This window comes from Bradyrhizobium sp. TM239 (assembly GCF_036247985.1).
In the GTDB taxonomy this organism is placed as follows: domain Bacteria; phylum Pseudomonadota; class Alphaproteobacteria; order Rhizobiales; family Xanthobacteraceae; genus Bradyrhizobium; species Bradyrhizobium ottawaense.
Map to the genome: position 1 here is coordinate 201,928 of NZ_BTIR01000007.1, position 14,626 is coordinate 216,553.

14 protein-coding genes are annotated in these 14,626 nt (G+C 64.2%); all 14 read left to right on the plus strand.

Features of this window, described 5'->3' with window-relative positions; translation table 11 throughout:
- Nucleotides 1-5: 5 nt before the first annotated feature.
- The 14 genes from AABA84_RS13520 to nuoN are packed head-to-tail and all read left to right on the plus strand — an operon-like array spanning nucleotide 6 to nucleotide 14,625.
- Entirely contained in the window at nucleotides 6-620 is a 615-nt protein-coding gene (locus tag AABA84_RS13520) for an NADH-quinone oxidoreductase subunit C (RefSeq protein ID WP_028141456.1), read from the plus strand.
- A 2-nt stretch (nucleotides 621-622) separates the two neighbouring features.
- Entirely contained in the window at nucleotides 623-1,819 is a 1,197-nt protein-coding gene (locus AABA84_RS13525) for an NADH-quinone oxidoreductase subunit D (RefSeq protein ID WP_212250834.1), read from the plus strand.
- Nucleotides 1,819-2,784, plus strand: a complete 966-nt coding sequence (locus AABA84_RS13530) for an FkbM family methyltransferase (RefSeq protein WP_212250836.1) — start codon at nucleotides 1,819-1,821, stop codon at nucleotides 2,782-2,784. The genes AABA84_RS13525 and AABA84_RS13530 overlap by 1 nt, the downstream gene beginning before the upstream one ends.
- Before the next feature lie 12 nt (nucleotides 2,785-2,796).
- The gene (gene nuoE, locus AABA84_RS13535) at nucleotides 2,797-3,408 is read left to right on the plus strand and encodes an NADH-quinone oxidoreductase subunit NuoE (RefSeq protein WP_018320144.1); all 612 of its coding nucleotides are present in this window, start codon (nucleotides 2,797-2,799) and stop codon (nucleotides 3,406-3,408) included.
- Nucleotides 3,408-3,614, plus strand: coding sequence for a hypothetical protein (locus AABA84_RS13540; protein WP_338307933.1), 207 nt, complete (start codon nucleotides 3,408-3,410; stop codon nucleotides 3,612-3,614). The genes nuoE and AABA84_RS13540 overlap by 1 nt, the downstream gene beginning before the upstream one ends.
- Before the next feature lie 15 nt (nucleotides 3,615-3,629).
- The gene (gene nuoF, locus AABA84_RS13545; protein ID WP_338312274.1) at nucleotides 3,630-4,955 is read left to right on the plus strand and encodes an NADH-quinone oxidoreductase subunit NuoF; all 1,326 of its coding nucleotides are present in this window, start codon (nucleotides 3,630-3,632) and stop codon (nucleotides 4,953-4,955) included.
- Nucleotides 4,956-4,960: 5 nt separating this feature from the next.
- A complete protein-coding gene (gene nuoG / locus AABA84_RS13550; protein WP_338307935.1) occupies nucleotides 4,961-7,036 on the plus strand; it encodes an NADH-quinone oxidoreductase subunit NuoG in 2,076 nt (691 codons plus the stop codon).
- Nucleotides 7,037-7,046: 10 nt separating this feature from the next.
- Nucleotides 7,047-8,114 carry an NADH-quinone oxidoreductase subunit NuoH gene (gene nuoH, locus AABA84_RS13555; RefSeq protein WP_212250844.1) on the plus strand — a complete coding sequence of 356 codons (1,068 nt, stop codon included), beginning with the start codon at nucleotides 7,047-7,049 and terminating at the stop codon, nucleotides 8,112-8,114.
- 8 nt (nucleotides 8,115-8,122) lie between these two features.
- The gene (nuoI, locus tag AABA84_RS13560) at nucleotides 8,123-8,617 is read left to right on the plus strand and encodes an NADH-quinone oxidoreductase subunit NuoI (protein WP_191093171.1); all 495 of its coding nucleotides are present in this window, start codon (nucleotides 8,123-8,125) and stop codon (nucleotides 8,615-8,617) included.
- A 9-nt stretch (nucleotides 8,618-8,626) separates the two neighbouring features.
- A complete protein-coding gene (locus AABA84_RS13565) occupies nucleotides 8,627-9,265 on the plus strand; it encodes an NADH-quinone oxidoreductase subunit J (protein ID WP_338312275.1) in 639 nt (212 codons plus the stop codon).
- Entirely contained in the window at nucleotides 9,262-9,570 is a 309-nt protein-coding gene (gene nuoK / locus AABA84_RS13570) for an NADH-quinone oxidoreductase subunit NuoK (protein WP_008547737.1), read from the plus strand. The genes AABA84_RS13565 and nuoK overlap by 4 nt, the downstream gene beginning before the upstream one ends.
- An 8-nt stretch (nucleotides 9,571-9,578) precedes the next feature.
- The gene (gene nuoL / locus AABA84_RS13575; RefSeq protein WP_338307937.1) at nucleotides 9,579-11,657 is read left to right on the plus strand and encodes an NADH-quinone oxidoreductase subunit L; all 2,079 of its coding nucleotides are present in this window, start codon (nucleotides 9,579-9,581) and stop codon (nucleotides 11,655-11,657) included.
- On the plus strand, nucleotides 11,658-13,166 hold the full coding sequence (locus tag AABA84_RS13580) for an NADH-quinone oxidoreductase subunit M (RefSeq protein ID WP_212250850.1): 1,509 nt from the start codon (nucleotides 11,658-11,660) through the stop codon (nucleotides 13,164-13,166).
- A gap of 22 nt (nucleotides 13,167-13,188) precedes the next feature.
- Nucleotides 13,189-14,625, plus strand: coding sequence for an NADH-quinone oxidoreductase subunit NuoN (gene nuoN, locus AABA84_RS13585; protein ID WP_212250852.1), 1,437 nt, complete (start codon nucleotides 13,189-13,191; stop codon nucleotides 14,623-14,625).
- Nucleotide 14,626: the final 1 nt, after the last annotated feature.

Here is a 14,626-nt window from a genome sequence, read left to right on the forward strand (position 1 = left end):
ACGTCATGGACGACGCCAAGCTCGACGCCCTGGGGCAGACGATCGTTAGCGCGCTTCCGGGCGCCGCCATCGGTCATTCGGTGGCCTTCAACCAGCTGACGGTTGATGTCGAGGCCAGCAAGATCGTCGAGGTGGTCAAGTACCTCCGCGACGACCCGAACTGCCGCTTCATCAACTTCACCGACATCACGGCCGCGGACTACCCGTCGCGCGAGAAGCGCTTCGACGTGATCTATCACTTCCTGTCCCCGACCCTGAACGCGCGGATCCGGCTCAAGGCCCAGGCCGATGAGACCACCCAGGTGCCGTCGCTGATCGAGGTGTTCCCCGGCGCCGACTGGTTCGAGCGCGAGGCCTACGACCTCTACGGCGTGTTCTTCGTCGGCCATCCCGACATGCGCCGCATCCTCACCGATTACGGTTTCGAGGGCCACCCGCTGCGCAAGGACTTTCCGACCACCGGTTTCGTCGAGGTTCGTTACGACGACCAGGAGAAGCGGGTGGTGTACGAGCCCGTCCGGCTCAACCAGGAATTCCGCAAGTTCGACTTTTTGTCTCCGTGGGAGGGAGCCGATTATCCGGTCCTTCCGGGAGACGAAAAAGCGGGACCGAAGGTCTGATCATGAACGAGCAACCCGAACAGCTTCGCAATTTCACCATCAATTTCGGTCCGCAGCATCCGGCCGCGCACGGCGTGCTGCGACTCGTGCTCGAATTGGATGGTGAGGTGGTCGCGCGCGTCGACCCCCACATTGGTCTCTTGCATCGCGGCACCGAAAAACTGATCGAGCAGAAGACCTATCTCCAGGCGATCCCGTATTTCGATCGGCTCGACTACGTCGCGCCGATGAACCAGGAGCACGCCTTCTGCATGGCGGCTGAAAAGCTGCTCGGCATCGAGGTGCCGCGCCGCGGCCAGCTCATCCGTGTGCTCTATTGCGAGATCGGCCGCATCCTGTCGCATCTGCTCAACGTCACCACGCAGGCGATGGACGTCGGCGCGCTGACCCCGCCGCTGTGGGGCTTTGAAGAGCGCGAGAAGCTGATGGTGTTCTACGAGCGCGCCTCGGGCAGCCGTATGCACGCGGCCTTCTTCCGCGTCGGCGGCGTGCATCAGGACCTGCCGCAGAAGCTGGTCGACGACATCGAGGCCTGGTGCGATCCGTTCCTGAAGGTCGTGGACGACCTCGACCGTCTTCTCACCGCCAACCGCATCTTCAAGCAGCGCAACGTCGATATCGGCGTGGTGCCGCTGAAGGAAGCCTGGGAGTGGGGCTTCTCCGGCGTGATGGTGCGCGGCTCGGGCGCGGCCTGGGACCTGCGCAAGTCGCAGCCTTATGAATGCTACGCCGAGATGGATTTCGACATTCCGATCGGCAAGAACGGCGACTGCTACGACCGCTATCTGATCCGCATGGAAGAGATGCGGCAGTCCATCCGCATCATGAAGCAGTGCATTCAGAAGCTGAACACCCCTGAAGGCAAGGGCCCCGTCGTCGTCGAGGACAACAAGGTCGCGCCGCCGCGCCGTGGCGAGATGAAGCGCTCGATGGAAGCGCTGATCCACCACTTCAAGCTCTACACCGAAGGCGTCCACGTGCCGGCCGGCGAAGTCTATGCCGCGGTCGAGGCGCCGAAGGGCGAGTTCGGCGTCTATCTGATCTCCGACGGCACCAACAAGCCCTATAAGTGCAAGATCCGCGCGCCGGGCTTTGCGCATCTGCAGGCGATGGATCACATCTGCCGCGGCCATCTGCTCGCCGACGTCTCGGCGATCCTCGGCTCGCTCGACATCGTGTTCGGAGAGGTCGATCGGTAATGGGGCAGCAGGCGCCAATCCAGTTTGACCGCGCTTCGGGGGCCCTTGAAGGGGCCAACCTGTGGGAGCGGACGGCTGCCTTGGCGCTGGTGACGGGATCGAAGATCTCGTCGCACTTCTCGCACATGGGCTACATCGCCTGCGCGAATTTGCTGCGGAAGACGCTGCCCGAGCGCAACATCGCGATCAGGCTCAATCCCGACGCCGTGTTCGAATTCCCTTACGGCGACGGCTATTGGAGCAAGCTGCTCAACCGCTCGTACAATTACGAGGACGAGCTCGAGCTGCTGTTCGCCGATTCCGTCGACGTCGACTACACGCTGCTCGATTGCGGCGCCAATTACGGCTATTGGTCGGTGCTGGTGTCGAGCAGGCCGTTCGGCTCGCACAAGGCGATCGCGATCGAGCCGTCGGGGCAGAACTATCCGAAGCTCGCCAACAATGCCCGCGTCAACGGCAATCGCTTCGAGACCATGAAATGCGCGATCGGCGCCAGCCGCGGCACCGCGCGTCTGTCAGGCACCAAGCACGAGGCCTTCAGCATCGCCGGCGATCCCTCCGCGGGCGGTGAGGAGGTGCCGGTCATCGCTCTCGACAATCTGATCGAGGACGGCAAGGTCGCAAGCGCCGGCAAGTACCTGATCAAGCTCGACGTCGAGGGCGTCGAGATCGAGGCGATCAAGGGCGGCGCGCGTCTGCTCCAGGCCGACAGCGTCATCATGTGCGAGGAGCACGGCAGCGACCGCTCTCATGCGGTGTCGCGCTTCATCCTCGAGCAGACCCCGCTGAAGCTGATCGTGTTCGATCCGCGCAGCAACCGGATGGAGACCGTGACCGAGCTGTCGATCCTCGACCGCATCAAGGTCTCGACCCACGTCGGCTACAACGTTTTCGGCACCGCAAGCGCATTTTGGCAGGACAGGATCGAAGCCCTGAATGCGAAAACAGCGCGCCGCATGCAGTGAGAGATTGAAGAGATGTCCGTTCGCCGATTAGCACCGAAGGAAGTCCAGCCCGCGAGCTTTGCGTTCACGGAGGAGAACCTCGCGTTCGCCAAGCAGCAGATCGCGAAATATCCGGCGGGACGCCAGGCCTCCGCCGTCATCGCCATCCTCTGGCGCGCGCAGGAGCAGCACGACGGCTGGGTCTCCGAAGCCGCGATCCGCGTCATCGCCGACATGCTCGACATGCCCTATATCCGCGTGCTGGAAGTTGCGACCTTCTACACGATGTTCCAGCTCGCCCCCGTCGGCAAGAAGGCCCACGTCCAGGTCTGCGGCACCACGCCGTGCCGGCTGCGCGGCGCCGAGGATCTGATCCACGTCTGCGAGCACCGCATCCATCACGAGCCCTTCCACCTGTCCAAGGACGGCAATTTCAGCTGGGAGGAGGTCGAGTGCCTCGGTGCCTGCGTGAACGCGCCGATGGTGCTGATCGGCAAGGACACTTATGAGGACCTGACCAAGGAAAGCTTCGGCAAGGTGCTCGACGGTTTCGCTTCGGGCAATCCGCCCAAGCCCGGTCCGCAGAACGGCCGCCAGTTCTCGGCGCCGATCACGGGGCCGACCACGCTGAAGGAGAGCACCTGATGCGTGGTCTCTCGCAGCCTTCGGTGCAGGAGAGTGGTGCCATGAAGAAGTGGGGCTTCATCGCGTTGCACGCCGCCGTGGCGGCCGCTTTCATTTTCCTGCTGCAGCGTTTCAGCCTGAACGCGTCGCTGGAATCCAGTCTGCTCTGGGCGCTGACCTTCGCCGTCTGCGCCGCCGGACTTGCCTACAAGCAGACCATTCGTTGATCGGAAAGCACTGATATGCTCGAGGACAAGGACCGCATCTTCAAGAACCTCTACGGCCTCCACGATTGGGGGCTCGAGGGTGCGCGGCGCCGTGGCGCCTGGGATGGCACCAAGAACATCATCGACAAGGGCCGCGACTGGATCATCAACGAGATGAAGGCGTCGGGCCTGCGCGGCCGCGGCGGCGCCGGCTTCCCGACCGGCCTGAAATGGTCGTTCATGCCGAAGGAATCGACCGACGGCCGGCCGAGCTATCTGGTCGTCAACGCCGACGAGTCCGAGCCCGGCACCTGCAAGGATCGCGAGATCATGCGGCACGATCCGCATCTCCTGATCGAGGGCTGCCTGATCGCGAGCTGCGCGATGAACGCGCATGCCTGCTACATCTATGTCCGCGGTGAATTCATCCGCGAGCGCGAGCATCTCCAGGCCGCGATCGACCAGGCCTATGAGGCCAAGCTGGTCGGCAAGGACAACGTCAACGGCTGGCCGTTCGACATCTACGTCGCGCACGGCGCCGGCGCTTACATCTGCGGCGAAGAGACCGCGCTGCTCGAAAGCCTCGAAGGCAAGAAGGGCCAGCCGCGCCTGAAGCCGCCGTTCCCGGCCAATGTCGGCCTGTTCGGCTGCCCGACCACCGTCAACAACGTCGAGTCCATCGCCGTTGCGCCCGACATCCTGCGCCGCGGCGCCGCGTGGTTCGCCGGCATCGGCCGTCCGAACAATGTCGGCACCAAGCTCTTCTGCATCTCCGGCCATGTCGAGCGGCCCTGCAACGTCGAAGAGGCCATGGGCATTCCGTTCCGTGAGCTGATCGACAAGCATTGCGGCGGCATCCGCGGCGGCTGGGACAACCTCAAGGCCGTGATCCCCGGCGGCTCGTCGGTGCGCATGGTGCCGGCCGAGCAGATCATCGACACGCCGATGGATTTCGACAGCCTGAGCAAGCTGCGCTCGGGCCTCGGCACCGCGGCCGTGATCGTGATGGACAAGTCGACCGATCTGATCCGCGCCATCGCCCGCATCTCCTATTTCTACAAGCACGAGAGCTGCGGCCAGTGCACGCCGTGCCGCGAGGGCACCGGCTGGATGTGGCGCGTGCTGACCCGCATGGCCGAGGGCCGCGCGCATAAGCGCGAGATCGACATGCTCCTCGAAGTGACGAAACAGGTCGAAGGCCACACCATCTGCGCGCTCGGCGACGCGGCGGCATGGCCGATCCAGGGCCTGATCGCGCATTTCCGTCATGAGATCGAAGCGCGCATCGACGAATATTCGCACAAGTCCGACATCGACGATATCGGCGTCCGCGATCCCGTGAACATGGTCGCGGCGGAGTGAGAGACATGACCAAGCTCATCATCGACGGCAAAGAGATCGATGTCCCCGCCGAATACACGCTGCTTCAGGCGTGCGAGGCGGCCGGCGCCGAGATTCCGCGCTTCTGCTATCACGAGCGGCTGTCGATCGCCGGCAATTGCCGGATGTGCCTCGTCGAAGTGAAGGGCGGCCCCAAGCCGGTCGCGAGCTGCGCCTGGGGCGTGCGCGACTGCCGCCCGGGCCCGAAGGGCGAGCCGCCGGAAATCTCCACGCGTTCGCCGATGGTGAAGAAGGCACGCGAAGGCGTGATGGAATTCCTTCTCATCAATCACCCGCTGGACTGCCCGATCTGCGACCAGGGCGGCGAGTGCGACCTGCAGGACCAGGCGATGGGCTATGGTGTCGACACCAGCCGCTTCGCCGAGAACAAGCGCGCGGTCGAGGACAAATATCTCGGCGCGCTGGTCAAGACCTCGATGAACCGCTGCATCCAGTGCACGCGCTGCGTCCGCTTCTCGGCGGAAGTTGCCGGCGCGCCCGAGATGGGCGCCACCGGGCGCGGCGAGGACATGGAGATCACGACCTATCTCCAGCACGCGCTGACCTCGGAACTGCAGGGCAATCTCGTCGACATCTGCCCGGTCGGCGCGCTGACCTCGAAGCCCTACGCCTTCGCGGCGCGCCCTTGGGAGCTCGGCAAGACGCAGTCGATCGACGTCATGGACGGCGTCGGCTCGGCGATCCGCGTCGACACCCGCGGCCGTGAGGTGATGCGCGTGCTGCCGCGCATCAACGAGGCCGTGAACGAGGAGTGGATCTCCGACAAGACCCGCCACGTCGTCGACGGCCTGCGCACCCAGCGCCTGGACCGGCCCTATATCCGTGAAGCCGGCAAGCTGCGCGCGGCGAGCTGGACCGAAGCCTTTGCCGCGATCGCCGCGAAGGCGGCGCGCACCGACGGCAAGCGCATCGGCGCGATCGCGGGCGATCTCGCCGGCGTCGAGGAGATGTTCGCGCTGAAGGATCTGCTCGCCAAGTTCGGCTCGACCAATATGGCGGTGCAGGGTGGCGACGCCTTCGACCCCGCGCTCGGCCGCAGCTCCTACATCTTCAACCCGACCCTGGTGGGTGTGGAGCAGGCGGATGCGCTGCTCATCATCGGCGCCAACCCGCGGAAAGAGGCGGCGGTGTTCAACGCCCGCATCCGCAAGCGCTGGCGCGCCGGCGGCTTCAAGGTCGGCGTGATCGGGGCCAAGGTCGATCTGACCTACGACTACGATCACCTCGGCGCGGGCACCGAGACGCTCGGTGAGCTCGCGGCCGGCAAGCACTCCTTCATGGACGTGCTGAAGAACGCCAAGAATCCGATCATCCTGGTCGGCGCGGGCGCGGCTTCGCGTCACGACGGCGCCGCCATTCTCGCCAGCGCCGCCAAGCTCGCGCTCGACGTCGGTGCGGTCAAGGACGGCTGGAACGGCTTTGGCGTGCTGCACGAGAGCGCCTCGCGCGTCGGTGCGCTCGATATCGGCTTCTCCGCAACCGGCGGCGGCCTGAACGCCGCGCAGATGACGACGTTCGGCACGCTCGATTTGCTGTTCCTGCTCGGCGCCGACGAGATCAACGCGCCTGACGGTACCTTCGTCGTCTATATCGGCACCCATGGCGACCGCGGCGCGCACCGCGCCGACGTGATCCTGCCGGCGGCCGCCTACACCGAGAAGTCGGCGATCTACGTCAACACCGAGGGCCGCGTGCAGATGACGGGCCGCGCCGCGTTCCCGCCGGGCGAAGCCCGCGAGGACTGGGCGATCGTCCGCGCGCTGTCGGAAGCGCTCGGCAAGAAGCTCGGCTATGACTCGCTTTCGGCGCTGCGCCAGGCGATCTTCAAGTCCGTGCCGCATTTGATCCGTCTCGACCAGATCGAGGCCGGCTCGGCCGACCAGATCAAGAAGCTCGCGGGGAAGGGCGGTTCGCCCGAGAAGGCACCGTTCAAGCCGCTGGTCGAGGACTTCTATTTGACCAACCCAATCGCGCGTGCGTCCGCCGTGATGGCGGAATGCTCGCGCCTCGCCTCCGGGCACATGCTGACCGCAGCGGAGTGAGCGTGATCTGATGGAATTCTTCGAAAGCGCATTCTGGACCGGTTTCCTCTGGCCGCTGATCATCATGGTCGCGGAGAGCGTCTTGGTGCTCGTCGTCCTCCTGGTCGCGATCGCCTACATCCTGCTCGCCGACCGCAAGATCTGGGCGGCGGTGCAGATCCGGCGCGGCCCGAACGTGGTCGGTCCCTGGGGTCTGCTGCAATCCTTCGCGGACCTTCTGAAGTTCGTGCTGAAGGAGCCGATCATCCCGGCCGGCGCCAACAAGGGCGTCTTCCTGCTGGCGCCGCTGGTGTCCTGCGTGCTCGCGCTCGCGGCCTGGGCGGTGATCCCGACCAATCTCGGCTGGGTGATCTCCGACATCAATGTCGGCATCCTCTTCATCTTCGCGATCTCGTCGCTGTCGATCTACGGCATCATCATGGCCGGCTGGTCGTCGAACTCGAAGTACCCGTTCCTGGCCGCGCTGCGCTCGGCGGCGCAGATGGTGTCTTATGAAGTCTCGATCGGCTTCGTCATCATCACGGTGCTGCTCTGCGCCGGCACGCTGAACCTGTCGGCCGTTGTCGAGGCCCAGCATGCCCGCGGCCTTGCCAGCCTGATCGGGCTGCCGCAGCTCACGATCCTGAACTGGTACGTCTGGCCGCTGTTCCCGATGTTCGTGATCTTCTACGTCTCGGCGCTGGCGGAAACCAACCGCCCGCCGTTCGACCTCGTGGAAGCCGAATCCGAGCTCGTCGCCGGCTTCATGGTCGAGTACGGCTCGACCCCGTATCTGCTGTTCATGCTCGGCGAGTATGTTGCGATCGTCACGATGTGCGCGATGGCGACGATCCTGTTCCTCGGAGGCTGGCTGCCGCCGGTCGACCTGCCGCCCTTCAACTGGGTGCCGGGGATCATCTGGTTCTCGCTCAAAGTCTTCTTCATGTTCTTCCTGTTCGCGATGGCAAAGGCGATCGTGCCGCGCTACCGCTACGACCAACTGATGCGCCTCGGCTGGAAGGTGTTCCTGCCGCTGTCGCTGGCGATGGTGGTCGTAGTGGCCGGCGTGCTGCATTTCGCCGGCATCGCGCCGAAGTGAGGGCCGTCATGGGTATCAACGTCAACGCCACTGCACGTTCGCTTCTGCTGTCGGAATTCGTCTCGGCGTTCTTCCTCGCCATGCGCTATTTCTTCCAGCCGAAGCCGACGCTGAACTATCCGTTCGAGAAGGGCCCGATCTCGCCGCGCTTCCGCGGCGAGCATGCGCTGCGCCGCTATCCGAACGGCGAAGAGCGCTGCATCGCCTGCAAGCTCTGCGAAGCGGTCTGCCCGGCGCAGGCCATCACCATCGAGGCCGGCCCGCGTCGCAACGACGGCACCCGCCGCACCGTGCGCTACGACATCGACATGGTGAAGTGCATCTATTGCGGCCTCTGCCAGGAGGCCTGTCCGGTCGACGCCATCGTCGAAGGTCCGAACTTCGAGTTCGCGACCGAGACCCGCGAGGAACTGTTCTATGACAAGGCCAAGCTGCTCGCCAACGGCGACCGCTGGGAACGCGAGATCGCGAAAGCGATCGAGCTCGACGCGCCGTACCGGTGAGGTGAGGGCATGATCCTTCCCGCGCTGTTCTTCTATCTCTTCGCCGGCATCTGCGTCGCCTCGGCCGTGATGGTGATTGTCTCGCGCAATCCCGTGCACTCCGTGCTGTACCTGATCCTGGCCTTCGTCAACGCCTCCGGCCTGTTCGTGCTGATGGGCGCCGAATTCCTGGCGATGATCCTGATCGTCGTCTATGTCGGCGCGGTCGCGGTGCTGTTCCTGTTCGTGATCATGATGCTCGATGTGGACTTCACCGAGCTGCGCGAGGGCTTCATCGAGTACCTGCCGGTCGGCCTCGTGATCGGCGGCATCTTCCTGTTCGAGCTGCTGCTCACCGTCGGCTTCTGGGTCATCAATCCCGGCGTCGCCAAGACGATCACGGCGGCGATCCCGACCAACGTCTCGAACACCGAGGCGCTGGGTCTGGTGCTCTATACGAAGTACATCCACTACTTCCAGCTCTCGGGCATGGTGCTGCTGGTCGCCATGATCGGCGCCATCGTGCTGACGCTGCGGCACAAGGCGAGCGTGAAGCGGCAGGACATCAACGTTCAGAACGCGCGCACGCCCGACATGGCGATGGCGATGCGCAAGGTGGCGCCGGGGCAGGGGCTCTCGGATGCCGATGCGGCGGAGTGGGTGAAATGACGATCGGGCTCGGACATTATCTGGCGGTCGGCGCGATCCTGTTCACGCTCGGCATCCTCGGCATCTTCCTGAACCGCAAGAACATCATCGTCATCCTGATGTCGATCGAGCTGATCCTGCTCTCGGTCAACATCAACCTCGTCGCGTTCTCGACCTTCCTCGGCGACATCGTCGGCCAGGTCTTCGCGCTTCTGGTGCTCACCGTCGCTGCCGCTGAAGCCGCGATCGGTCTCGCCATCCTGGTGGTCTATTTCCGCAACCGCGGCTCGATCGCGGTTGAGGACGTCAATCTGATGAAGGGCTGAGCTCAGTCATGGTTCAGGCAATCGTATTCCTGCCTCTGCTGGGCGCCATTCTGGCCGGGCTCATCGCCCTGGCCGGCGCGCATGCCCGCAACCCCTCGGGTGACGAGGTCGAGCATCACGGCGATCACGGTCATGGCGATGCCCATGCCGCGGCCGCCCATGACGACCATGGCCACGACGATCACGCCCATGACGACCACGGCCACGGCCCGGTCGAGCCGCCGGCGGCGGGCTCGCGCGGCGCCGAGCTGATCACGACGGGTCTGCTGTTCGTATCGGCGGCATTGTCCTGGATGACGCTGGTCGACGTCGGCTTCATGCACCATGACGCCCGCATCCAGCTGCTGCCTTTCATCTTTTCCGGCGACCTCCAGGTCTGGTGGACGCTTCGCGTCGACACGCTCACTGCCGTGATGCTGGTGGTGGTGACGACCGTGTCCTCGCTCGTGCACCTCTATTCCATCGGCTACATGGACGAGGATCCGTACCGGCCGCGCTTCTTCGGCTATCTCTCGCTGTTCACCTTCGCCATGCTGATGCTGGTGACGGCGGACAACCTCGTGCAGCTGTTCTTCGGTTGGGAAGGCGTGGGTCTGGCGAGCTATCTGCTGATCGGCTTCTGGTACCAGAAGCCGTCGGCGAACGCGGCCGCCATCAAGGCCTTCGTCGTCAACCGCGTCGGCGACTTTGGTTTCGCGCTCGGCATCTTCGCGATCTTCATGCTGACCAGCTCGACCGATTTCGAGACCATCTTCCATGCCGCGCCCGGCCTCACCGGCAAGACCATCAACTTCCTCGGCTGGCATGCCGATGCGCTGACCCTGACCTGTCTCCTCCTGTTCATGGGCGCGATGGGCAAGTCGGCGCAGTTCCTGCTGCACACCTGGTTGCCGGACGCGATGGAAGGCCCGACCCCGGTGTCGGCGCTGATCCACGCCGCGACCATGGTCACCGCGGGCGTCTTCATGGTGGCGCGCCTGTCGCCGCTATTCGAGCTCGCCCCGAATGCGCAGGCCGTCGTGATGTTCTTTGGCGCGACCACCGCGTTCTTCGCCGCGACCATCGGCCTCGTCCAGAACGACATCAAGCGCATCGTCGCCTATTCGACCTGTTCGCAGCTCGGCTATATGTTCGTGGCGATGGGGGCAGGGGCCTATTCGGTCGGCATGTTCCATCTGTTCACGCACGCCTTCTTCAAGGCGCTGCTGTTCTTGGGCTCCGGCTCGGTGATCTACGCGATGCACCACGAGCAGGACATCCGCAACATGGGCGGGCTCTGGAAGAAGATCCCCTACACCTATGCGGTGATGGTGGTCGGCACGCTCGCGCTGACCGGATTCCCGCTCACCGCCGGCTATTTCTCCAAGGACGCGATCATCGAGTCCGCGTACGCCTCGCACAATCCGTTCGCGGTGTACGGCTTCCTGATGACGATCGTCGCCGCCGGCCTGACCTCGTTCTACTCCTGGCGCCTGATCTTCAAGACCTTCCACGGCGAGCCGCATGACGAGCATCACTACGAGGCCGCGCACGAGGCTCCGATCTGGATGCTGATCCCGATCGGCGTGCTCGCCGTCGGCTCCATCGTCGCCGGCTTCCCGTTCAAGGAGCTGTTCGCCGGTCACGGCATCGAGGAGTTCTTCCGCGAATCCGTGAAGATGAATCCGCACATCATCGAGGAGATGCACCACATCCCCGAGACCATCGCCTTCCTGCCGACGGTGATGATGGTGCTGGGCTTCCTGGTGTCGTATTTGTTCTACATCCGACGGCCCTATCTGCCGGTCGAGCTCGCGAAGACGCAGCCGATGCTGTACCAGTTCCTGCTCAACAAATGGTACTTCGACGAGCTCTACGACATCATCTTCGTCCGTCCGGCGAAGTGGATCGGCTATCAGCTCTGGAAGAAGGGCGACGGCTTCATCATCGACGGCCTCGGTCCCGACGGCGTCTCGGCCCGTGTCCTGGACGTCACCCGCAACGTCGTGAAGATCCAGACCGGCTATCTCTATCACTACGCATTCGCCATGCTGATCGGCGCCGCCGGCCTGATCACCTGGTTCATGTTCGGCTTTGGAGGCCAGTAAATGACAACCTGGCCCATCCTATCGGTCACGACGTTCCTGCCGGTGGTCGGCGCGCTGATCGTCTATCTCAGCCGCGGCGATGACGAGGCGGCCAAGCGCAATTCGCGCTGGATCGCGCTCTGGACCACGCTGATCACCTTCGCGGTGTCGGTGATCCTGGTCATGCGGTTCGACCCGTCGAATCCCGACTTCCAGTTCGTCGAAAAGGCGAACTGGCTCGCCACCGGCATCACCTACCACATGGGCGTCGACGGCATTTCGCTGCCGCTGGTGATCCTCACCACCGCCGTGATGCCGTTCTGCATCATCGCGAGCTGGAAGGCGATCACCAACCGCGTCCGCGAATACATGATGGCGTTCCTGATCCTGGAAACGCTGATGATCGGCACCTTCTCGGCGCTCGATCTCGTGCTGTTCTACCTGTTCTTCGAAGGCGGCCTGATCCCGATGTTCCTGATCATCGGCGTCTGGGGCGGTCCGCGCCGGGTCTACGCATCGTTCAAGTTCTTCCTTTACACGCTGCTCGGCTCGGTCCTGATGCTGCTCGCCATCATGGCGCTGTACTGGAATGGCGGCACCACCGACATTCCGACCCTGATGCACACCGCTGTGCCGCGCTCGCTGCAGACCTGGGCCTGGCTGGCCTTCTTCGCCTCGTTCGCGGTGAAGATGCCGATGTGGCCGGTGCACACCTGGCTTCCCGACGCGCATGTCGAGGCGCCGACGGCCGGCTCCGTGGTCCTCGCCGCGATCCTGCTGAAGATGGGCGGCTACGGCTTCCTGCGCTTCTCGCTGCCGATGTTCCCGCTGGCCTCGCACGACTTCGCGCCGCTGATCTTCACGCTCTCGGCCATCGCCATCATCTACACCTCGCTGGTGGCCTTGATGCAGGAGGACATGAAGAAGCTGATCGCGTACTCTTCAGTTGCGCATATGGGCTTCGTCACCATGGGCATTTTCGCCGGCACCATGCAGGGCGTCGCCGGCGGCGTGTTCCAGATGATCTCGCACGGCATCGTCTCCGGCGCGCTGTTCCTCTGCGTCGGCGTCGTCTACGACCGCCTGCACACCCGCGAGATCGCGGCCTATGGCGGCCTCGTCAACCGGATGCCGCTCTACGCGCTGACCTTCATGATCTTCACCATGGCAAATGTCGGTCTGCCCGGCACATCAGGCTTCGTCGGCGAGTTCATGACGCTGCTCGGCACCTTCAAGGTCTCGATCCCGACCGCGTTCTTCGCCACCTTCGGCGTGATCCTGTCGGCGTGCTACGCGCTCTGGCTTTACCGCAAGGTCGTGTTCGGGGCGCTGGTCAAGCCGTCGCTCGCGAGCATGAAGGATCTCACCTTCCGGGAGTGCCTGACGCTGTTCCCGATGATCGCGCTGACGATCCTGTTCGGCGTCTATCCGAAGCCGGTGCTCGACATGTCGGCCGCCTCGGTCCAGCAACTCGTCAACAACTACAACACCGCTGTGACGGCCGTGAAGGCCGCCGCACTGCTCCAGTGATCGGGCAGGTCAGGATATCGCCATGAGCTTTGAGACTGCAGGTTATCAACTGGCGCCGGTGCTGCCCGAGATCGTGCTCGCGGTCGGCGCCATGGCTCTGCTGATGCTGGGCGCCTATCGCGGGCAGGGGACGACCGGTGCCGTCACCTCGCTGGCGGTCGTGCTCCTGGTCGTGGTCGGCGTGCTCGAATACATGCTGCCTGCGGGCAAGCAGGTGACCTTCGGCGGCAGCTTCATCGTCGACGATTTCGCCCGCTTCATGAAGATCCTGGCCCTGATCGGCTCGGCAGTGACGCTGGTGCTGTCGACCGAGTTCCTGTCCGACCCGTCGCGCCGCATCTTCGAATACGCCATCCTGGTGCTGCTCTCGACGCTGGGCATGATGGTGCTGATCTCGGCTGGCGACTTGATCTCGCTCTATCTCGGCCTCGAATTGATGTCGCTGGCACTCTACGTCGTGGCGGCCTCGAACCGCGACAACGCCAAGTCGACCGAAGCCGGCCTGAAGTACTTCGTGCTCGGCGCGCTGTCCTCGGGCATGCTGCTCTACGGCGCCTCGCTGATCTACGGCTTCACCGGCACGGTCAGCTTCACCGGTATCGCGGCGGCCGCGACGGTCTCGAATGTCGGCCTGGTGTTCGGCCTCGTCTTCCTGCTCGTCGGCCTCTGCTTCAAGGTCTCGGCCGTGCCGTTCCACATGTGGACGCCTGATGTCTACGAGGGCGCGCCGACCCCGGTCACCGCCTTCTTCGCTTCGGCGCCGAAGGTCGCTGCGCTTGCCGTGTTCACCCGCGTCACGCTCACCGCGTTCCCGGGCATCGTCTCGCAGTGGCAGCAGATCCTGGTGTTCGTGGCGATCGCCTCGATGGCGCTGGGCTCCTTCGCCGCGATCGGCCAGAGCAACATCAAGCGCCTGATGGCCTATTCCTCGATCGGCCACATGGGCTTCGCGCTGGTCGGCCTTGCCTCCGGCACGGTCGAAGGCGCGCAGGGCGTCCTGATGTACATCGTGATCTATGTCGCGATGACGCTGGGCTCGTTCTCGATCATCCTCGCCATGCGCCGCAACGGCCAGGCGGTCGAGCAGATCAGCGATTTCGCCGGCCTGTCGCGCACCAATCCGCTGCTCGCCTTCATGTTCGCGATGCTGCTGTTCTCGCTCGCGGGCATCCCGCCGCTCGCCGGTTTCTTCGCCAAATGGTACGTCTTCGTCGCCGCCATCAAGGCGAACCTGTTCACGCTCGCCGTCGTCGGCGTGCTGACAAGCGTGGTCGGCGCCTACTACTATCTCGCTATCGTCAAGACGATGTATTTCGACGAGCCGGCCGGCCAGGTCGATCCGGTGCGCGTCGAGGTGAAGACGGTGCTGGCGGTGTTTGGCCTGTTCAACATCCTGTTCGCGTTGTTCGCGGGTCCCGTGGTGAGCGTCGCCTCCGCCGCGGCAAAGTCGCTGTTCTAGG